General features: G+C 62.9%; 20 protein-coding genes. 8 read left to right on the top strand and 12 right to left on the bottom strand.

Going from position 1 to position 19,999, the window contains the following annotated elements; genetic code table 11:
- The first annotated feature begins 44 nt into the window (after positions 1-44).
- Positions 45-503: a nuclear transport factor 2 family protein gene (locus HNQ60_RS24830; RefSeq protein ID WP_184335468.1), complete on the top strand. Its 459-nt coding sequence runs from the start codon at positions 45-47 to the stop codon at positions 501-503.
- Positions 504-702: 199 nt separating this feature from the next.
- Here HNQ60_RS24830 and HNQ60_RS24835 read toward each other — a convergent pair whose 3' ends face one another.
- Both HNQ60_RS24835 and HNQ60_RS24840 read right to left on the bottom strand, forming a co-directional pair.
- On the bottom strand, positions 703-2,625 hold the full coding sequence (locus HNQ60_RS24835; RefSeq protein WP_184335469.1) for a Calx-beta domain-containing protein: 1,923 nt from the start codon (positions 2,623-2,625) through the stop codon (positions 703-705).
- Positions 2,626-2,807: 182 nt separating this feature from the next.
- On the bottom strand, positions 2,808-3,848 hold the full coding sequence (locus tag HNQ60_RS24840; protein WP_184335470.1) for an aldo/keto reductase: 1,041 nt from the start codon (positions 3,846-3,848) through the stop codon (positions 2,808-2,810).
- Positions 3,849-4,099: 251 nt separating this feature from the next.
- On the opposite strand from HNQ60_RS24840, the gene HNQ60_RS24845 reads away from it, so the two are divergent.
- Both HNQ60_RS24845 and HNQ60_RS24850 read left to right on the top strand, forming a co-directional pair.
- Positions 4,100-5,320 (top strand): DUF3466 family protein, encoded by a 1,221-nt coding sequence (locus HNQ60_RS24845; protein ID WP_184335471.1) that lies wholly within the window; start codon positions 4,100-4,102, stop codon positions 5,318-5,320.
- A gap of 145 nt (positions 5,321-5,465) precedes the next feature.
- The gene (locus HNQ60_RS24850) at positions 5,466-5,900 is read left to right on the top strand and encodes a DoxX family protein (protein WP_184335472.1); all 435 of its coding nucleotides are present in this window, start codon (positions 5,466-5,468) and stop codon (positions 5,898-5,900) included.
- 217 nt (positions 5,901-6,117) lie between these two features.
- Here the strand turns inward: HNQ60_RS24850 and HNQ60_RS24855 are convergent, their stop codons facing one another.
- A complete protein-coding gene (locus HNQ60_RS24855) occupies positions 6,118-6,735 on the bottom strand; it encodes an FMN-dependent NADH-azoreductase (RefSeq protein ID WP_184335473.1) in 618 nt (205 codons plus the stop codon).
- 105 nt (positions 6,736-6,840) lie between these two features.
- Here HNQ60_RS24855 and HNQ60_RS24860 point away from each other — a divergent pair, with 105 nt between their 5' ends.
- Positions 6,841-7,782 (top strand): LysR family transcriptional regulator, encoded by a 942-nt coding sequence (locus HNQ60_RS24860; protein ID WP_184335474.1) that lies wholly within the window; start codon positions 6,841-6,843, stop codon positions 7,780-7,782.
- 88 nt (positions 7,783-7,870) lie between these two features.
- On the opposite strand, the gene HNQ60_RS24865 is transcribed toward HNQ60_RS24860, so the two are convergent.
- From HNQ60_RS24865 to HNQ60_RS24885, 5 genes are all read right to left on the bottom strand, one after another.
- Positions 7,871-8,794: an ABC transporter permease gene (locus HNQ60_RS24865; protein ID WP_184335475.1), complete on the bottom strand. Its 924-nt coding sequence runs from the start codon at positions 8,792-8,794 to the stop codon at positions 7,871-7,873.
- Positions 8,791-10,317 (bottom strand): sugar ABC transporter ATP-binding protein, encoded by a 1,527-nt coding sequence (locus HNQ60_RS24870; RefSeq protein WP_184335476.1) that lies wholly within the window; start codon positions 10,315-10,317, stop codon positions 8,791-8,793. Before HNQ60_RS24870 ends, HNQ60_RS24865 begins: the two co-directional genes overlap by 4 nt.
- 14 nt (positions 10,318-10,331) lie before the next feature.
- The gene (locus tag HNQ60_RS24875) at positions 10,332-11,270 is read right to left on the bottom strand and encodes a sugar ABC transporter substrate-binding protein (protein WP_221304430.1); all 939 of its coding nucleotides are present in this window, start codon (positions 11,268-11,270) and stop codon (positions 10,332-10,334) included.
- 99 nt (positions 11,271-11,369) lie between these two features.
- A complete protein-coding gene (locus tag HNQ60_RS24880) occupies positions 11,370-12,347 on the bottom strand; it encodes a GNAT family N-acetyltransferase (protein WP_184335477.1) in 978 nt (325 codons plus the stop codon).
- A gap of 244 nt (positions 12,348-12,591) precedes the next feature.
- Positions 12,592-13,494, bottom strand: a complete 903-nt coding sequence (locus tag HNQ60_RS24885; RefSeq protein ID WP_184335478.1) for a class I SAM-dependent methyltransferase — start codon at positions 13,492-13,494, stop codon at positions 12,592-12,594.
- A 237-nt stretch (positions 13,495-13,731) separates the two neighbouring features.
- Here HNQ60_RS24885 and HNQ60_RS24890 point away from each other — a divergent pair, with 237 nt between their 5' ends.
- The gene (locus HNQ60_RS24890) at positions 13,732-14,607 is read left to right on the top strand and encodes an aldo/keto reductase (RefSeq protein ID WP_184335479.1); all 876 of its coding nucleotides are present in this window, start codon (positions 13,732-13,734) and stop codon (positions 14,605-14,607) included.
- Between the two features lie 32 nt (positions 14,608-14,639).
- Here the strand turns inward: HNQ60_RS24890 and HNQ60_RS24895 are convergent, their stop codons facing one another.
- Complete coding sequence (locus HNQ60_RS24895; RefSeq protein WP_184335480.1) at positions 14,640-15,383, bottom strand: hypothetical protein; 744 nt, start codon at positions 15,381-15,383, stop codon at positions 14,640-14,642.
- Positions 15,384-15,538: 155 nt separating this feature from the next.
- Here HNQ60_RS24895 and HNQ60_RS24900 point away from each other — a divergent pair, with 155 nt between their 5' ends.
- On the top strand, positions 15,539-16,642 hold the full coding sequence (locus tag HNQ60_RS24900) for an alpha/beta hydrolase (protein ID WP_184335481.1): 1,104 nt from the start codon (positions 15,539-15,541) through the stop codon (positions 16,640-16,642).
- A gap of 34 nt (positions 16,643-16,676) precedes the next feature.
- On the opposite strand, the gene HNQ60_RS24905 is transcribed toward HNQ60_RS24900, so the two are convergent.
- Positions 16,677-17,066: a hypothetical protein gene (locus tag HNQ60_RS24905; RefSeq protein ID WP_184335482.1), complete on the bottom strand. Its 390-nt coding sequence runs from the start codon at positions 17,064-17,066 to the stop codon at positions 16,677-16,679.
- 127 nt (positions 17,067-17,193) lie between these two features.
- Between HNQ60_RS24905 and HNQ60_RS24910 the strand changes: the two genes are divergently transcribed.
- Both HNQ60_RS24910 and HNQ60_RS24915 read left to right on the top strand, forming a co-directional pair.
- On the top strand, positions 17,194-17,577 hold the full coding sequence (locus HNQ60_RS24910) for a YchJ family protein (RefSeq protein WP_184335483.1): 384 nt from the start codon (positions 17,194-17,196) through the stop codon (positions 17,575-17,577).
- A gap of 90 nt (positions 17,578-17,667) precedes the next feature.
- Positions 17,668-18,432: an SDR family oxidoreductase gene (locus HNQ60_RS24915; RefSeq protein ID WP_184335484.1), complete on the top strand. Its 765-nt coding sequence runs from the start codon at positions 17,668-17,670 to the stop codon at positions 18,430-18,432.
- A gap of 45 nt (positions 18,433-18,477) precedes the next feature.
- On the opposite strand, the gene HNQ60_RS24920 is transcribed toward HNQ60_RS24915, so the two are convergent.
- Together HNQ60_RS24920 and HNQ60_RS24925 are read right to left on the bottom strand one after the other, a co-directional pair.
- Positions 18,478-18,723 (bottom strand): hypothetical protein, encoded by a 246-nt coding sequence (locus tag HNQ60_RS24920; RefSeq protein ID WP_184335485.1) that lies wholly within the window; start codon positions 18,721-18,723, stop codon positions 18,478-18,480.
- Between the two features lie 154 nt (positions 18,724-18,877).
- Positions 18,878-19,939: an aspartate-semialdehyde dehydrogenase gene (locus tag HNQ60_RS24925; RefSeq protein WP_184335486.1), complete on the bottom strand. Its 1,062-nt coding sequence runs from the start codon at positions 19,937-19,939 to the stop codon at positions 18,878-18,880.
- Positions 19,940-19,999 lie beyond the last annotated feature (60 nt).

Below are 19,999 nucleotides of genomic sequence, written 5' to 3' on the forward strand. Positions count from 1 at the left end.
CGACGATTACCGTCGCACGCACATCCGGACCAAGGAGCTTCTGCATGACCACGATTCGCAGTTCCACCATCGCCGCCGCGCTCGTCCTGGCGGCAATGTCCCCGCTCGCAGCCGCGACGGACGACGTCAGCATCGTCGCTGCACTGGACACGACCTACCAGGAGGCCGTGAAGAAGAACGACGCAGCGACGATGGATCGCATCCTGCACGATGACTTCGTGCTGGTGCTGGGCGATGGACGGACTTATCGCAAGGCCGACCTCATCAACGATGCGCGGACGTCCAGGTTCGCGTATGAGTTGCAGGACGAGGAAGCCGGCTCACAAACGGTGCGCGTCTGGGGAGACACCGCAGTCGTGACCGCGAAGCTCCTGCTCAAGTACGAGCACAATGGGAAGCAGTTCGAACGCAAGCTGTGGTTCAGCGATACGTACGTTCGCACGCCGCAGGGCTGGCGGTACGTATTCGGGCAGGCCTCGTTGCCGCTGCCGCGTGAGAGCTGAGCTTCCTAGAGCTTTCGCTGAGGCGCTTCAGTGTCGATGGAAACACCGATCGCGTAGAGGATCGCAGCGACTGCAGCAATCATGAAAGCGATGAACCAGACCATGGATCCCTCACTCGAGCCGTACATTGCCTGACGTGAACCGTTCAATGCACCACAGAGCGCAACGGTTCCTGCCCCACGCAGATATCCCGGTGCCGTCAGTTGGCGGCGCCGGAAGTGAAGTTGTCGACCCGGAAGCGATCGGCGTCGTCGCCGGCGAATCCGACGGCGCCTGCTGTTGCGATGCGTGAGGATGAGCTGTCGCTGTAGTGGCCTTCGCCCAGGACCTCCCACGCGCTGCCTGTGAACCGCTCGACATATGCGTCGAGCCTCACCGGATTCGTTCCGACAGCCCGCAGGCGCAGCCGGTAGGTGTCAGTGAGATTGATCGAACGGGAAAGCGAGAACACAGCCAGAGCCGTGTCCCAGCCGGTGCCGGTCTGGCGTCCCAGAACCGCCTGGGTCTGCGAGTTGTTGAGGTACACGAGATAGCCGTCCCACCGGCTGGCCAGCCCGACTGTCGACGCCTGTGCGCGTGCAAGCACCGCCGGATAGCCCACGGGGAACTGCTGGAACCGCAGCTCGACAATCGACTCGACATCGAGCGAGTCTTCCGATGCCGGGCGATACACGAGGCTGTTCCGGAAATCACCCGACGGCGCATTCTTCTGCACGGCCCCGCCGGAGAGCGAGAACGAGTTCGCCGTCTTCTCGATCCATGAGTTGCCCAGCACGGCGCCGTCCGCTCTCGCGAACGTATCGGAGAATGACGGAGTCACGGGACCTGAAGGCCCCTGGTTCGGTTGATCGTTCGCGGCAATCGAGACCGTCGCCGTTGCAGGCGAACCCATGTCGGCACCGACCGCCGTCGAGAGATCGACGCTGAATGTCTCGGCGGATTCCGCGTACGAATCATTGATGATCGAAATCTGGACCGTGCGCTCTCCGGACTGGCCGTTAGCCCAGGTCAACGTGCCGGTTCTCGCCTGGTAATCGGCGCCAGCGGTTGCCGAGCCGTTGCGCGTTGCGTAGTTGACCGACGCCGCGCCGCTCGAGCCGCCGGTGCGAGTGACTCGAACCGTGACCGAACCGCCGTCCTCGGCAACGGAATAGCTGCTCACGGCAAACTCCACATCGCCGCGCGGCGCTGAGCTCGCCGGCGATTCTTCGGGGTCGAACGTGCCGCTCTGCGTCCGGTACAACGACATGCAAGCGTTGGTGATCGAATCGCAGATCCGCGATCCGCTCATCTCCCCGATCTGGTACCAGCCCACGAGTCCGGACTCGGTGCCGTACACCGGCTGCGACCAGTTCGACTGGATTTCCGATGCCGATTTCGCGCGCGACCAGAATCGAACGTCATCGACCAGACCCTTGTAGTCTTCCCATGCCGCGCCCGAGATGGCGGCGATTTTCTCCGCGCCCCATACGAAGCCGCTCTGACCGGACGGATAGCCCGACCAGCTGTTCCACCACTGACGCATATTCGTTCTGACCGGCGATGTTTCGCTGTCGATCAGCGCGCCGTCGATCCACAGCTCGAGCTGCGACGCACTCGATCCGCTCCAGCGCCGCACGAGTGTCACGTGATGCCAGCGGCCGTCGAGCAGCGATGGTGTATTCGATGCTGGATAGGCGCCGACCGATCGCACTCCGCCGATCACGGAAGACCCGTCTCCGAACAGCCAGCGCAGGCGACCGCCGCCGTAGAACTGCAATCCGACGGAGCCGCTCGGAAACGACGAATTGTTGAAACCGTCGAGCAGAAAATTTCCGTAGTACCACCAGTCCGAACGACTGTAGGGCGCGACATCCGCGGACGACCACGTCGTGTATTTCGAGGAAGTGCTCGTGGTCGAGCCCACCGGAAAGTTCTGATTGGGCTTCAGCCACAGCTCCAGTGTGAACTCGCCGGAACCGAATGCTGACGGCAGCGAAGTCTGCTGCGCATAATCGAACGCGTTCGCGCCGTTCTGGAAAAATTCGAGACTGCTGGCGAGCAGGCGCTGACTGACGAGAAGGGAAAGCATCAGTGTTGCGAACGCGACGCGTGCCGCCATCGACCGGTGATTCTTGTTCATGGCCTGACCGGATTGCCTGACCGGATTGTTTGGGTGGCCCTGTAATTCTTCTCCGCAGCGCAAGTTCCCGATCGCCTACGTTTCCGTTGCAAAAAATTCAGAGCTGTCGCTGATTGCAAACAGAATGCGACACGACGCGCTGAATGCAGCGCGCCGTGATCTCGTGACGCGAGACGACGTTGTTATCGCAATGGAACCGGCGGAGGTGTGCGTTCGGTGAACTGGCCGTTCCAATATGGGTAGTACGGGTACGGCGCATCGACCGCGCTCGATGCATCAAGCTTCAAGACTTGTGCGGGAGAAAGGTTCCATCCGACCGCGCCAAGATTGTCGCGGAGCTGCTGCTCGTTGCGCGCGCCGATCAATACAGTCGACACCGTCGGTCGTTGCAGCAACCAGTTGAGTGCGACTTGCGGAATCGTGCGGCCTGATTCGGCCGCGACCTCTTCGAGTGCGTCGACGACGCGATAGAGGCGCTCATCCTCCACACGCGGAGCGAACTGCGCAGTCTCGCGAAGCCGGCTCGAAGGCGGTGCCGGTTGCCTGCGGCTGATCCGTCCGGTCAGACGCCCCCAGCCGAGCGGACTCCAGACGACCGCACCGATCCCCTGATCGAGACCGAGCGGCATGAGCTCCCACTCGTAGTCACGACCGACGAGCGAGTAGTACACCTGGTTCGCCACATAGCGCGAGTAGCCGTAGCGATCCGCGGCCGCGAGTGACTTCATCAACTGCCAGCCCGAAAAATTCGACGCACCGAGGAAGCGCACCTTGCCGGCACGCACGAGATCATCGAGCGTCGACATGACACTCTCGACCGGCGTCATCGCATCGAAGTGATGAAGCTGCAGCAGATCGATGTAATCGGTCTGCAATCGCTGCAGCGCTTTGTCGACGCTTCGGATCAGATGATGCCGCGACGCGCCGACGTCGTTCGGACCGCCGCCCGTTCGCAGTGTGACCTTCGTCGAAATGATGGCCTCGTCGCGTCGGCCGCGCAGCGCTTCGCCAAGAATCTCCTCCGACGCACCGTCGGAGTACACGTCAGCGGTGTCGAAGAAATTCACGCCGGCATCGAGACAGATGTCGACCAGGCGGCGCGCCTCGTCGACGTCCGTCGTACCCCATGCGCTGAACAGCGGCCCTTTGCCGCCGAACGTCCCGGCGCCAAATCCCAGCACCGGCACCTTGAATCCCGATGCCCCCAGAAAGCGATAGTCCATGGCCTGCTCCTCGATGAAACGAAGCGTCCAGCCTAGAGATCGCAGACCCCGGCAAAAATGGGCTGCGAAGAAACAGACTCCTGCCGCACGCCCTGCAATCGATCCGCGGCATCGACTGGACCGCGCTCCTCCATGCCGATCGTCTGCCGTAGTCCTGCCCTTACGGGCAATCGCGAGCCGCCATGACATCGGATTCCGTCCGGGGTAACAGGCGGCACGTCGTCGCCATCCCAACAGCAAAGAGGTGCGTCATGCGTCTTTCCCGGTCCCTGCCCATTGCGGTCTCGATCCTTTGTGCCTCATCGGCACACGCCGCACTCAACTGGCAATTCGTGGTCGACAGCGCGCAGATCACCGATCTGAACGTGCCCACCAGCTACGACAGCATCGCCAAGGACATCAACAGCAACGGAGATATCGTTGGCCGCTCGTACAACGCATCGGGTCTCTATGGATTCTTCTTCTCGGCCGCCAACAACAGCAGCTACAACATCACGAGCGGCTTGTCCGGAGGCATGGCGCTCGGTGTCAACGACGCGGGCATCGTGGTCGGCAGCTTCGTCGACATCAACGCCGGCGCACTGGACAAGCCTTTCGTCTGGTCATGGGGCAGCAATGCGGCCGAGATGCTCGGCAATCCGGCTGCCCCACTGACTTACAAATGGGACACGATTGCGCTCGCCATCAACAACCAGCAGAAGATCGTGGGTTCCTCGAACCGGCGCGACGATCTCAACCTGCCGCCGCCACCGAATACACAAGGGGATTGCTACGAGACGCTGGCGGTGAAGTGGTCGTCACCGAATGCAGCGCCGGCGATGGTGTATTGCCCAAACGATGGGCCGGAGACTCCGGAAGTCTACGGAAAAGAGATCAACGATGCGGGCAGCGTGATCGGCCACGATGGCAAGTCGAACAACTTCGCCTCCAGGATGTTCATGTGGAAGCAGCCCACGCAGCAGCTGCTCGCCGTACCGCTGCCGGCCAACACCGCACAGACAACGTACACCTACGGCATCGTTGAGGGACTCACCGAGTCACATCGTGTAGTGGGCACGGCGTTCACGAACACGCTGCCGCGTGCATTCATCTGGAACGGCACTTCGACGTACGCGCAGGACATTGGCACGTTCGCCGGAGGTAGCTACAGCAGCGCACGCGACATCAACGAAGACCAGATCGTCGTTGGGCAGGCACAGGCGATCCGCAAACTGCTGCCCAACTCACCAGGTTTCGCCTACGACGCCGCGTTCATCTGGCATCCGCATTTCGGTTTCAGGGCACTGCCGGCGCTGTCGATGAACGGACTCGTTCCGCGCAGTTGCACGGCGACCGCCGTGAACGATCGCAAGAGCAGTTCGGGACTGGTCCAGGTCGCGGGTCACTGTGCGGGCTCCGACGGCCGCAATCGAGCGGTGCGATGGGACGTGATTGTTCGCAAGCAACCCGTCGACTTCCCCATCAGTCCGTAACGCCCGCCCGAGTTCGCCCGCGTGCAGCGGCGGGCGAACTCGGGAAACGGCTGCGGCGAACCGCAGTGCCGATGCCGCCGAACGTCCTTGCTCCTTGCATGCGCTCATCGGACACTGCCCTATCGCAAGTCACGGAACCCCATGCATGTCGAACGCCGCTCTCCTCACGTCGCTGCAGCGTTACGACGACCACGGCCTGCTGCTTCTGCGCGTGCTCGCAGGCTCCTTTCTGATCTACGGCGTGTGGGACAACATCACGAGCGCCGAACGCATGGAGGAATTCGTCGCCTTCCTCACGAAGTTCGGCTTTCCGGCGCCGGCGTTCATGGCGCGTCTGTCCGTGTGGGCGCAATTCCTGATTGGCCTGTCATTCATCACCGGCCTGCTGATGCGCTGGGCCGGGATCCTGTGCGCGATCAACTTCGCCGTGGCTTTCGTGATGGTGGATCGCTTCGCCGGATTTCGCGGCGCGTTTCCGGCACTTTGCCTGCTGGCCCTTGGGGTCTACTTCGCACTGCGCGGTTCGGGGAGGTTTGGGCTGGACGCGGTGCTTGAGCGGCGCGCGCAGGCGAAGCAGTAGAACGCTCTTCTCTCTGTGGGTCCGACTTTAGTCGGACGTCATGCCGAAGGCATTCCGTCACGCGCGCGCACGCGGGCGTCCATCTGAACTCCAGGGAGTGGATTCCCGCTTTCGCGGGAATGACAGAGAGCGAACCATGCCTTTCGGCATGACGTCCGGCTAAAGCCGGACCCACAGTCGGAGCGCGTGCCGCATCTCTGCCTGTGGGTCCGAGCGCTCAGGCCGCGATTGCCTGCGGCTCGAGCAAGTTGCTGATCGACTCACGAGCAGCACCCAGGCTCTTCTCGCGTACCTCATCGCCGTACGCGAGTCCCTCTGCGTATACGAACTCCACATCCGTGATGCCGATGAAGCCCAGGAACTGCTTCAGGTACGGCGTCTGCGTATCCGCCTCTCCCGAGTAGATGCCGGCGCGGGTGATGAACACATACGCCCGCTTGCCCTTGATCAGTCCTTCCGGGCCGGTCGCGTTGTAACGGAACGTCACGCCGGCTCGCGCCACATGATCGAAGTACGCACGCAGCGTCGAAGGAACGCTGAAGTTGTACATCGGCACGGCGAACACGATCGCATCGGCGCTGCGCAGCTCATCGATGAGCACATCCGAAAAATCGACGGCGGCCTGCTGCGCCGGCGTGCGGTCGTCCGCGCTGGACGAGAACGACTGGAATCGCTCCGCGGTCAGGTGAGGAATGGAATCGCCGGATACATCGCGCGTGATCACGCGTCCACCTGGATTCTTCGCGAGCCACGTTGCGACAAAGCGATCGGCGAGCTGGGACGACTGACCCTGCGAGCCGAACAGGCTGGTCTGGATCTTCAGCAGCGTTTTCATGGGACACCTCTCGGATCAGTTGAACTTCGGTGTCGCTATTTGAATATTGAACCAGCCGATAAAAAAGCATAATAATCGGCCTATTCCTATCCATTTATTAGATACATGACTCAGAAAAGCGAGGCCCAAGAAGGACTTAACCCTCGCATCACCCTTGAGCAGTGGCGCTGCCTCGTGGCGGTGGTCGACGCAGGCGGCTATGCGCAAGCCGCTGAAATGCTGCACAAAAGTCAGTCCGCAGTGACTTATGCGGTCCAGAAGATCGAGGAGCTGCTGGACTTGAAGGCCTTCGAAATTCAGGGGCGCAAAGCGGTTCTCACGCCAACGGGGCAGATGCTCTATCGCCGCGCGCAGGTGCTTCTCGAGGACGCGGGGACGATGGAGCGCGCGGCGCGCAAGGTATCGAGCGGCTGGGAAGCCGAGATCACGATCGCGGTCGAGGTCGTGTTTCCAATGTGGCTCGTACTCGATTGCCTCGGCCGCTTCGGCGAAGAGAGCCCGCAGACACGCATCGAGCTGCTCGAGACGGTGATCGGCGGCACGGAGGAAGCGCTCGTCAGCAGGCGAGTCGACTTCGCGATCTCACCCACAATCCCCACGGGCTTCGCAGGCGAACCGCTGCTCACCGCGCGATTCATTCCGGTCGCGCATCCCGATCATCCGCTGCACCAGCTGGGTCGCGAGATCACCGCGCGCGATCTGCGCAAACATCGCCATCTGGTCGTCCGCGACTCCGGATCTCAGCGCGATCGAAAGAGCAGCACCGTCGAAGGCGAAATGCGCTGGACCGTGAGCAACATGCCGACGTCGATTGGTGCCGCGTGCCGAGGTCATGGATTCGCATGGTTCCCGGAAGAAAAGATCCGGACCGAAATCTCACAGGGCCAGCTGAAAGCCCTGGCGCTCCGCGACGGTGCCGAGCGACTGCTGCAGATCTTTCTGGTGTTCACCGATCGCGACGGTGCCGGACCGGGAACGCTGCGACTGGCGCAGATCATTCGCGATGGCGTCAGGAACATGGCGAGCTTGCCGGCGGGGAGATGCTGAGCGGGGGAGGAAGAAAAGAAGGAGATTCTCCACGGGGTACACGGGGATCACGGGGATCACGGGGGAAGAATTCTAAGGTTCTGCCTACTCAGCCGCGCTTCCGACGATTGCGGTACACATCCAGCAGCACGGCGACGATGATGACGCAGCCGGTGATCACGCGCTTTGCCGGGTCCGATGCGCCGATCTGCGCGAGGCCGGCTTCGAGGACGGCGACGATCAGGACACCGAAGAAAGTGTTGAGCACCGAGCCGCGCCCGCCCATGAGGCTCGTGCCGCCGATCACGACGGCGGCGATGACTTGCAGCTCCATGCCGACACCCGCATTCGGATCCGCGGCTTCAAGGCGCGATAGCTGCATGAGTCCGCCGAGCGCGGCGAGGCTCCCCATCAGCGCGAACACGATCACCTTCCACGGACGCGGATCGATGCCCGCGAGGCGCATCGCTTCTTCGTTCGTTCCAATGCCCACGAGATAGCGCCCGAACACCGATTTGCGCAGCACGATGTGGCTCGCGACAACGATCGCGAGCGCCAGCAGGAAGGCCGGCGAAATTCCGAACCACAACGGCGTGCTCAGTCCACCGATCGCACCGCCGATGTACTGAGTGCGTGAGTCAGTCACTAGATATGCGCTGCCGCGCGCAATCTCGAGCATGCCGAGCGACACGATGAAAGACGGCAGCCGCCATGCGACGGTAACGGCACCAGTCAGCGTGCCGCAGAACAATCCGCACGCGAGCCCCAGGGTGGCAGCGCCGGGAAGATTCCATCCCCACGACTGCATTGCAACGGCGGTGAGGCCCGCGCTGAGCGCCAGCACCGAACCGATCGACAGATCGATTCCCGCGATGATGAGTACGAACGTCATGCCCACGGCCATGACGGTGAGGGCCGGAATGTCGTTCGCGATCGCGATGAACGTGTCGCGGGTCAGGAAGTATTCGCTCGTCAGTCCGAACCCGACGACCAGCGCGAGCAGCGCCAACGGCAGACCCAACGCCTGTTTCATGATGCCGCCTTGTCCGTCGCCATGTTCATGGTTTGTGCGTAGGCCGAGAACGCTGCTGCGAGAAGTGCCTGTTCGGTCCACTCGCCGCGCTCGAACGTCTGAACGAGCGTGCCCGCACTCATGACTGCGATCCGATCGCACAGTGTCATGAGCTCGCGCAGATCGCTGGAAACGACGAGCAGTGCCTTGCCCGCTTTCGCCAGCGCGTCGAGCTCAGCATAAATATCGGCGCGCGCACCGATGTCGACACCGCGGGTCGGCTCATCGAGCAGCAACACCTGGCAATCGCGATGCAGCCAGCGCGCGAACAGCACTTTCTGCTGGTTGCCGCCGCTGAGCTCATCGACATGCTGCGCGGAGTCCTTCGAGCGGATACGCAGGCGCTGCTTCCATTGCTGCGCGGTTCGTTCCTCACCGCCGCCATCGATCCATCCCTTGCGACTCACTGTGCTCAGGTGCGCGATGGTGAGATTCATCGCCAGTGCCTGGCCGAGCAGCAGCCCCTGGGATTTGCGATCCTCCGTGAGGAGGCCGACACCCTGCGCAACAGCATCCGTCGGATTGCGAATGCGAGCCGGCCGGCCACCGAGCCAGAGATCTCCGGTCGATTTCTGATCGGCGCCGAAAATCAGGCGCAGCAGTTCCGTGCGACCCGAACCCACCAATCCCGCGAGACCGAGGATCTCGCCGGCGTGCACCGCGAGGCTGGCATCACGTACGAGACCGCCGCTGAAATTCGCGACGCGCAGAAGCTCGCGGCCCGAAGCCCGACGCGGACGATCCTCATCCTCATGGACGTCGTGTCCGACCATCATCCGGACGATCTCATCGTGCGAGACTTCAGCCATCGCGCGATCACAGGCGAGCCGGCCATCGCGCAGCACGACGACACGATCCGCGATTCGCTGCAGCTCATCCAACCGATGCGAGATGTAGACAATCGTTACACCGCGCCCTCGCAGGAGCGCGAGCTGACGAAACAGCTCCTCGACCTCGCGCGCAGTGAGCATCGCCGTGGGCTCGTCGAGAATGAGAAGCTTCACATCGCCGCTCAGGCCGCGTGCGATCTCGACGAGCTGCTGCTGACCGATGCCGAGCTCGCTGACGGGAAGTTCCGGATCGATCGAGTCCAGCCCAAGCAACGCGAGCTGCGCACGAGCCCGCGCATTCATGGCGTCGCGATCGATGAAGCCGAAGCGATGAGGAATTGCGCCGAGTTGCAGGTTCTCCGCGACGCTGAGTGTGCCGACCAGACTCAACTCCTGCAGAACCATGCGTACGCCGCTGCGCTCCGCGTCGACGCGGCTGCGTGGCGAGAACCGCTCGCCGCCAAGGAGCATCTCGCCGCTGTCAGGCGAAATCAGCCCTGCGATGAGCTTCGACAGCGTGCTCTTGCCGGCGCCGTTCTCACCCGTGAGCGCGACGATCTCGCCCGTATCGAAGGCGAGATCGATGTCAGTGAGCACCGGCGCAGCGAACGATTTGCACAGCTTCCCGATTCGCAGCAAAGGTGCGCGAGCCATCGTGCACTCCGCGATCAACGAGTGACGAGCGCAACCTCGGTATTGGTCACGACCGGCAAGGATGCTTGTGGTGTCTTGGCAGCGAGCGCCTTCAAAGCCACTTCGATTCCGAATGCGGCCTGCTTGCCCGCGAACTGATCGACGGTCGCGCTCATCCGGCCGTCCGTGAGCAGCGGCTTCACGGCCGGGATGTTGTCGTAGCCGACGACCTTCACCTTGCCGGTCTTGCCCGCCGAACGAATCGCCGCTACCGCGCCGAGCGCCATCGTGTCGTTGCCGCAGAGCAATGCAGCGAGATCCGGATGTTCACGCATCATCGCCGAGGCAACGGTGTTGCCCTTCTGCAGTTCCCACTCACCCGATTGCACGCTGGCCACCTTCATGCCCGCGGCCTGCATGGCATCGCGGAAACCCAGCGTGCGCTGCTGTGCGTTCACCGTCGTGGGAACGCCTTCGATGATGCCGACCTTGCTGCCGGCAGCGAGCTGCTTCGCGAGATGGTCACCGGCAAGCTTCGCACCCGCGCGATTGTCCGGGCCGACGAAAGGAATCGAAATGCCCTTGGCCGCCAGCGCCTTCGCATCGAGACGGTTGTCGATGTTGACCACGATCACGCCCTTCGCGATCGCGGACTGCAGCACCGGCACGAGCGCGCTCGAATCCGCGGGCGCAATCACGATCGCATCGACGCGCTGCGCCAGCATCTGTTCGACGAGCCGGATCTGGCCGGACGTATCGATCTCGTCCTTGATGCCAATGGCGATCAGATCGTACTGGGCTGCATTCGCCTTCTGATGCGCCTTTGCCCCATCCTGCATCGTCTGGAAGAACTCGTTGGCCAGCGATTTCATCACCAGCGCCACGCGCGGCTTCGCAGCCGCCTCGGACACGGCAGGCAGGACCACCATGCTGGACAGCGCAAGCGCCGCCAGGAAACGTCGGAAAATCTGCACGCGAGGTCCTTCTTGTTCGGGAGGCTGACGCCGGGAGGCCAGAATAGGGGCTGGTTCCGCGCGCTGTCAAAGCGCCTCTGACCGGCGATGTATACGCCCTCAGCGCAACCTGCGAGTGTGATCGCGCCCGGTGACTGACAGCGCCAGTTCGTATCCGGCGTCGAGTATCTTCATCAGCCTGCCCATGGAAACCAGCCGGTAGAACGATTGCTGGCGCGCGCCGAACGCTCGAAAGAAGCGCTCGACGTTCGGCAGCATCGAACCGACGAAATCGAACCGGCGGGTATGCACTCCCGCGCGACGGATCGCTTCCCACATCATCAGGCTGTGCGCGCCGCTCGTCCGCAACTGGGGATCGGCGCCGCCGGCGAGGTAGTACGTGGTGTGCGCATCGCGCACGAGATACAGCGACGAATGCACCCGGCCCTTTTCGTCGCGGGCCATGAGGATCTCGCGGCAATCGCGCTTCGAGCACGCGGCATCGATGCGCTGCATGATTTCCAGCTTGTGAGGCGATTGCACCCCGATGCGCGCGAACGTCTTCGCGATGACGCGCTGGCTTTCGACGATGTCCTCCGTCGCCACGATCTCGACCTGCTTGCGCGCCTTGCGGATCTCGCGACGGATGTTCTCGCGAAGCCCGTTCCAGAGCCGGGTCTCGTCGCTCAGATCATCGAGCACATAGGTACAGCGCGGAGTGACCTGAAAGCCCGCCCACATGAACGGCAGTACGTTGGTGAACGAGGCGTGGCAATGCACTGCGAGCTTGTCGTACTTCGGCAGCTTCCCGAGCAGCTCCTCGATGAGCTCTTTCTCGAGCTCCAGGCGCCGCGACACTTTGACGGCGTCACCGGTAGCGAGCGCTGGCCCCAGCCAGGGCGTCAGCGGCGGCGGAATGATGAACCGCAGGCCCGCCGATCGCGATTCCACGATCGGCCATCGCGCACTGATGAGCTCGCCGGGATTGACCGTGATCTCACGCCAGGAGTTGGGCGCAACCGCATCGAGCCACCAGGGTTCCTGGAAGAGCCCGTAGCTGAGCGTGCGCGGAGGTTTCGACTGTTCGGCCAGGGCCATGGCAATGCCAAACCGACGGATTGATGCCGGTGTTCCACCAGCCATGGGAATTCCGGCAAATTCTGCGCCCCGGATGTGGGGAGAGCCATAGGCAGCGAAGCAAAAGCAACCCACCCAGCAAAAACTGGAAGATTTGTCGACGGTGGGGAAATCCGGGACGGCGCAAACGCGCCGCCGTCCCGGTGAAATCCGTCATGCCCGCACAGTCGTCATGACGGACTATTTTCTCGCGGGGACGAGTGCCTCAGGCCTTCTTCTTGAACTTCAGCGTCATCCGGTCGCTCTCGCCGATCGCTTCCATCTGCGCCTTCACGTCAGGCTTGCCTTCGCTCGTGGCGAGCGTCGGCGGCAGGCGCCACACGAAGTCCTTCTCGGTCGGCTGGTCCTTCGGGTTGGCGTTGATCTCGCTCGCTTCCACGAGCTCGAATCCGCCCTTCTCGAAGGCAGCAACTACAGCCGACTGCTTCAGGTAGCCGGCCTCGCCGACAGCCCAGGCATCGGAGTTGCCTTCCGGCGAACGATGCGCTTCGACGCCCACGATGCCGCCCGGCTTCAGCACTTTGTTGATGTCCGCGAGCGCCTTCGTGAGATAGCCGTCCTTCGCTTCCATCCTGTTGAAGTGGTGCAGCGCGCGGATCATCAGCACCACATCCGCGGTGCCCGCCATGTCATCGGGAACGGCGCCATACTGAAACGCCGCGATCGCGGCATCGTCCGCACCCCGCTTGGGCTCCATCTTTGCGACGTAGTCGGCGGGCCAGTTCGTCTTCGTCTTGGGATCCGGAGAGTACTCGCCGAACTTCGTCCACATTTCCGCCGAGTAGTCCGCCGCGATCACTTTGCCATTCGGGCCGAGATAGTCGAGCAGGATGCCGGTGTACCAGACATCGCCGGGCAGAGTATCGACGACGGTCATGCCCGGTTCGACGCCGAAGAACTGCAGCGTCTCTTTCGGGTGCCGATAAGCGTAACGAGCCTTCTCCGCATCCGGTTGCGCAGCGAGCACGGCATCGAGCCGTTCGGCCGGTGAAGGCTCCGCAGCCGCCGTCGCAGGCGTCTGTGCCGCGGGTTCCGCGGGCGGTTCAGCCGGTTTCGAGCATCCGAGCAAAGCCACGGCAACGGCGGCGACGAGCAATGGTGTTCTCATGAGTTTCTCCCCTTTGTGAGCGGATTCCTTCGACCCGACAGCATGGCATTCCCGAGCGCGCGAATGCCACCGTCCGGCGCATTTGTGTCCGGCCGAACAGGCGCTTCGCGCGTGATTCGAACGTCGGACGCGTGAGTAGACCCGATCGGGGGAGGCGGGATTGCAGTGAATACGAAGAGAATTTCTCCTCGCGAGCTGGCACCTTCGAATTCTCACCTTGCGCATCGGCAGCAACCCATGACAACCGCACACGCTCCCTGCTCCGGCACTTTCAAGGTCGGCGGCGAAATACTCGTCAATCGTCTTGGGTTTGGCGCCATGCGGATCACGGGGCCGGGCATCTGGGGCCCGCCGCGCGACAAGGCCACCGCGCTCGAAGTCCTGCGCATGCTTCCCGACCTCGAAGTCAACTTCATCGACACCGCGGACTCTTACGGGCCGGATGTGTCCGAGGAGCTGATTCGCGAGGCCCTGCATCCCTATTCGGGACTGCTCATTGCAACCAAAGCGGGGCTGACACGCAGCGGCCCGGATCAGTGGACACAGAACGGCCGGCCCGACTATCTGATCGCGCAGGCGCACAAGAGCCTGAAAAAGCTGGGCGTCGACCAGATCGGCCTGTGGCAGCTTCACCGCATCGATCCCAAGGTACCGCGGGACGAACAGTTCGGCGCCGTGAAGAAACTGCTCGACGACGGCGTGATCCGGTTTGCGGGTCTGAGTGAAGTATCCGTTGAGGAGATCGAAGCCGCGCGCAAGGTCTTTCCGGTCGCGACGGTGCAGAACCTCTACAACCTCGGCAACCGGGCGAGCGAGCAGGTCGTGGACTATTGCGAGCGCCACAACATCGGATTCATTCCCTGGTATCCGCTGGCCGCCGGCGACCTCGCTCGCGACGGCTCGTTACTCGACCAGGTCGCCGCCAAACACGATGCGAGCCGCAGCCAGATTGCACTCGCGTGGATACTGCGGCGCAGCCCGGTGATGCTGCCCATTCCGGGCACGGCGGATCCAAAGCATCTCGAGGAGAACGTCGGCGCGGCCGGAATCCATCTCTCCTCGCATGATTTCGATGATCTGAACCGGGCGGGGCAAGGGCTGCACGCCGCGTAACGCGACTTCGTCATTCCCGCGAAAGCCACCGGTCATTCCCGCGAAAGCGGGAATCCATCCTGCGACGATGGACTCCCGCTTTCGCGGGAGTGACGGAGATCGAGCGTCTCGTCCGCGTTCCTCCACAACCACACGCCAATGAGCGTTCGCCCAAGGGGCTGGATCGCCGGATAGACCCAGTCTGCGAGCGCGTCAGGCACGACGTGTACCTGGAATTCGCCCAGCATGTACGTCACCGTGAGCAGGCACCCTGCCACGAAAAAGCCGCCGACGATGCGCGTCAGTCCTTTGTGCTTCAGGAACGTGACACCGAAGCTGAGATTGCCGATCGCGAAGCCGATGAGCAGCAGGAAATACATCGCGTCCCACAACGCGTCGTACATGAACGTGTGAGCCTCGATCTGCGCACGCATCGCCGCGTCCGCGGTTGCGAACGCGGCACGCCACTTGTCGAAAGCAAGCAGTGTCAGCGTCTGCTGCCCCGCTTCAGTGAACGCCCAGAGCACGAATCCCAGAAGACCGATCACGGCCGCGGCCGATGCAGCGCGACGGATGCGCATCGCAATCCCCAGAGCCGCCGTCAATACGATGAATGGATGGACGAGGTACACCCACGATCGCAGCGCATAGGCAGGGTCATTCACCCGGGACATGCGTCCTTCGAATCCTTCCACCGGCGCATAGAGGTCGGGCAGAAAGATCAGCAGCAGCGTCGTGACTGCGGAGACGACCGAGCAGATCGCGGCGGTGCGGTAGAAGGAACGGTCGAAGTGCATGGTTCGGTGACGGGTGACGGGTGAGATGGGTGACGGGCAGCGTGCCGCGGTGCCCATGCGGCAGGAATACGCATGGGACGAAGGCCGTCGGTCAGGGACGGACGGGATGCAGCGTATAGTTCGCGTTCCCTGCGAAGCGACTCCAGAGCCTGCGAATGAATCGAAAGATCCCTGCCCTGTTGCTGACTTTCCTGTCGATGCTGTCCCTTGCTTCGATTGCCGCCGACGACACGGGCCCCGGCCTCAAGAAGGCGCGGGGCGTCATCGCGGATCTCGACCGGATCGTGACGCCGCGCGGTATTCAGGAGAACTACAAGCTGCGCGCCGGCGGCATCGATCAGTGGGTCTATGCGCGGGGACATGATTCAGAGAATCCCGTGATTCTGTTCGTGCACGGCGGCCCAGCCTCGCCCCTGTCGCCGGCGCTCTGGCAGTTCCAGCGTCCGCTCGAGGAATACTTCACGATGGTCACGTGGGACCAACGCGGCGCCGGACGCACGTTCCTCACCGTCGATCCCGCGGACATCGCCGACACGATCCGCATCGATCGCTACGTCAGCGACACAATCGAGATCGCGGAGGCCATCCGGCAGCGATACCACAAGCAGAAGCTCATCCTCATGGGACACAGCTGGGGCACGGTCGTCGCAATGAAAGCGGCGCTCGAGCGACCCGACCTCTTCCATGCGTACGTCGGCATCGGCCAGGTCATCAACACGAAGACCAATGAGCGGCTGAGTTTCGAATACGGACTCGATCAGGCCCGCAAGACGAACAACGCCGAAGCGATTCGCGATCTCGAATCGATCGCGCCTTATCCTGGAGACCAGCCCATCACTCGCGAGCGGATCATCATCGCGCGCAAATGGCCGCAGTACTTCGGAGGTCTGACGGCGTATCGAAACAGCTCCGCCTACTTCTTCAGCGCACCGCTGCTCTCGCCGGAGTACGAGCCGGGCGACGTTGCCGCGATCGACCAGGGCAATGTCTTCACGCTCGGAAAGATCCTGCCGGCGTTTCTCGAAGTCGACTTCACGACCGTTCGCGAGTTTCCGATTCCCGTCGTCATGTTCATGGGCCGGCACGACTACACGACGCCCTCGCAGCCCACGGAGCAATGGCTGAACGCAGTGCGGGCGCCTTACAAGCAGGGCGTATGGTTCGAGAACTCCGCCCACATGATTCCGTGGGAGGAGCCCGGCAGGATGCTGGTGAGCCTGCTCGAGCACGTGCGTCCGCTGACGACGCGCACGAAGTAAGCGCCTCTTCCGGCCAGGAAGAGGCGCCTGGCGATTACGGAATATTGATCTGGATCGTGTCGCCGGAATTGATGCTCACGCCGCGCCGATAAACCCAGCGCTCGACGTTGCCGTCGAGATAGCGAATGCGGAAATCGACCTTGCCGGTCCAGCACGGAAGCTCGAGCTCGACGGCCTGCTTGCTGTGAGAGGCAGCGCCTGCCCCTTCAGGATCGAGCACTGCAGCCTCGAGTCCTCCGATCGGGTTCCACAGATTCAGGCCGGCCTTGCTTGCACCGCTGTTCGGGCCGCCGAAGATGGTGATGGCATTCGGAGTCTTGTTGTTGATCCGCAGGTTCAGATCACACCCCACGCCGGCGCTCGCCACCTGGGCGAGACCGAACACGAGGGCGATGGCGGACAGGATCGGATAGCGCGTTTTCATGAATACTCCTTCGATGAGGTCGCCGGGGCGACAGGCAGGAGATGACCTCCTGACTTCATCAACGGAAGCCTTCCGCCGGAACCGGACAGCGATGGAACGAAAGGACAGGTCGTGCGAGTCTGCGCGCATGAAGACGACGCCCTCCTGCCCGTGCGGCTCAGGCCAGCCGCTCGCTGCGTGCTGCGGCCGATATCACGCTGGGGAACCCGCACCCACCGCGGAAGCGCTGATGCGATCCCGGTACTCGGCGTTCGCGCTGCACAACGAGCCGTATCTCATGATGTCGTGGCATCCGCGCACGCGGCCCGCGTCGATCCCGTTCGATCCCAATCAGAAATGGCTGGGACTGCGCGTCGTCGAAGCGAAGAACACCGGCGCGGATACCGCGGAGGTCGCATTCATCGCGCGCTTCCGCGTTGGTGGTGGATCTGCGGCTCGTCTTCACGAGCGCAGCCGTTTCGTGCGCGAGAACGGCCGATGGCTGTACGTCGATGGCGATCTTCGCGACTGATCCCGAAACGGATTCGAGCGCAAGAACCGAGGAGAGCGAAGCGCGACCGCGTTCTATCGTGAGCCCGAATGTCGCTCACGAGGAACCGCCATGTCAGTACTCGCTCATAAAGTCGCAATCGTCACAGGCGCCAGCTCCGGCATCGGCCGCGCAACCGCGGTTCTATTCGCACGCGAAGGAGCATCTGTCGTCGTGTCCGCGCGGCGCCAGAAAGAGCTCGATGCACTCGTCGACGAAATCTCCACGGCGGGCGGACGCGCAGTGGCTGTCGCTGGTGATGTGAGAGCGGACGACCTGGCGCAGCGACTGGTCGCCACTGCGGTCGAGCGCTTCGGCGGTCTCGACATCGCATTCAACAACGCAGGGTCGCTCGGAGAAATGGGCGCGACGCCGGATGTGTCACTCGATGGCTGGCGCGAAGCCGTGGACATCAATCTCACCGCCGCATTCCTCGCTGCCAAGCATCAGTTGCCTGCGATGCTCGCGCGCGGCAGCGGCTCCCTCATCTTCACTTCGACGTTCGTCGGCTACACGGTGGGCTACCCGGGTGCCGCCGCTTACGCCGCGAGCAAGGCTGGTGTGATCGGACTCACCAAGGCGCTGGCGGCCGAGTTCGGTCCGCGGGGAATCCGGGTGAACGCCCTCCTTCCCGGTGGCACGGACACGCCGATGGCGCGGGCGATGAATGGAACACCGGAAGCGTGGGCGTTCGTGGAGCAACTGCACGCACTGAAACGCGTCGCTACGCCGGAAGAACAGGCGAAATCCGTGCTCTATCTCGCGTCCGATGCGTCTTCGTTCACGACCGGCACTGCGATGCTGGTCGACGGCGGCGTTTCCATCAATCGTGCCTGAGCCGCCCGCCCGATGTCCGGCACACATGTGTCCGGATGATCGCGACTAGGAAGCGCAGCGAAACGTCGTTACCTGCCGGCCGGTGCCCGGAGGCAGCGAGGGATCCTTGTTGACCGTGGAGACGATCACGGCTCGTTGCTCGCTGGCCTTGCCACAAGCGCGATTCGCCAGCGCCTGGCTGTCCTCATCGGCGCCATGGGTAATCGAGTTGGTGTTGTCGTGATTGAGCTTCACGGTCGTGCAGGCACTCATTGCGACGACACAGGCAGCTATGACGATCCCGCGAATCATGGTGACCTCGGCGTATCGGCGGCACGGATCGTGAGCTTATCTCCTCTGTCACCCCCGCGTAAGCGGTGTCCGCCGTCATTCCGCGCAGGCGGGAGTCCATCCGGAGACTGAAGATGGATTCCCGCTTTCGCGGGAATGACGGGAGTTGCGGGACCTACCCCACCAGCTTCTCCGCGATCTGCACCGCATTGAGCGCCGCGCCCTTGAGCAACTGATCACCCGCGATGAACATCGAGATGGAGCGGTTCGACGGATCGCTCACGTCCTGGCGGATGCGGCCGACCAGCAGCTCGTCGCGACCTGACGCATCGTTCGGCATCGGGTAGTAGTTGTTCTGCGCATCGTCGACCAGGCGCACACCCGGTGCCGACGCCACGATGCTGCGTACTTCTTCCGGCGTGATCCGCTCTTCGCACTCGAAGTTCACGGAGACGCAATGAGCGCGCAGCACGGGAACACGCACGCACGTGGCCGTGATCCGCATCGTCGCATCGCCGAAGATTTTTCGCGCTTCCTGCATCACCTTCGCTTCTTCGTCGTTATAGCCCGTCGTCGGATCGACGCGCGCGTTGTGGCTGAAAACGTTGAATGCGTAGGGATGCGGCAATACCTTGGGCTCATAGCGCTCGCCCGCGAGATACGCACGCGTGCTCTCGCGCAACTCTTCCATTGCAGCAGCACCGGCGCCCGAAGCCGCCTGGTAGGTCGACAGGATCAGGCGGCGAATCGGATTGCGCTGATGAATGGGCCAAAGCGGCGTGATGCTGAGAATGGCCACGCAATTCGGATTGGCGATGATGCCGCGATGCTGCGCGATGGCCTGCGAGTTGATCTCCGGCACCACGAGCGGCACATCGTCATGCATGCGGAAAGCCGACGAGTTGTCGACGACGATCGTGCCGCGCTCGGCCATCAGCGGCGCGTACTGCTTCGAGACGGAGCCGCCTGCGGAGAACAGCGCGATGTCGATGCCGTCGATCGTATCCGGGCCCAGCGCTTCGATGACGACCGGCTGATCGCCGTACTTGAGCACCTGCCCGGCGGAGCGGCCCGAAGCGAGCAGACGCAGCGAGCGCAACGGGAATTTGCGCCGGTGCAGGCACTCGATCATTTCGCGACCGACTGCTCCCGTCGCACCCACCACGGCGACGACCGGCGAGCGAAGGTCGCGACGGGGTCGCGAATCAGGGACGGAATCGGAGACTGCTGCGCACATACTGCTTCCTCATTGAGTGAAGCCGGGTCGGGAACGCAGCCAAAGAAAAGGCCCCGTCCG

Source organism: Povalibacter uvarum, from assembly GCF_014202975.1.
Taxonomy (GTDB): domain Bacteria; phylum Pseudomonadota; class Gammaproteobacteria; order Steroidobacterales; family Steroidobacteraceae; genus Steroidobacter; species Steroidobacter uvarum.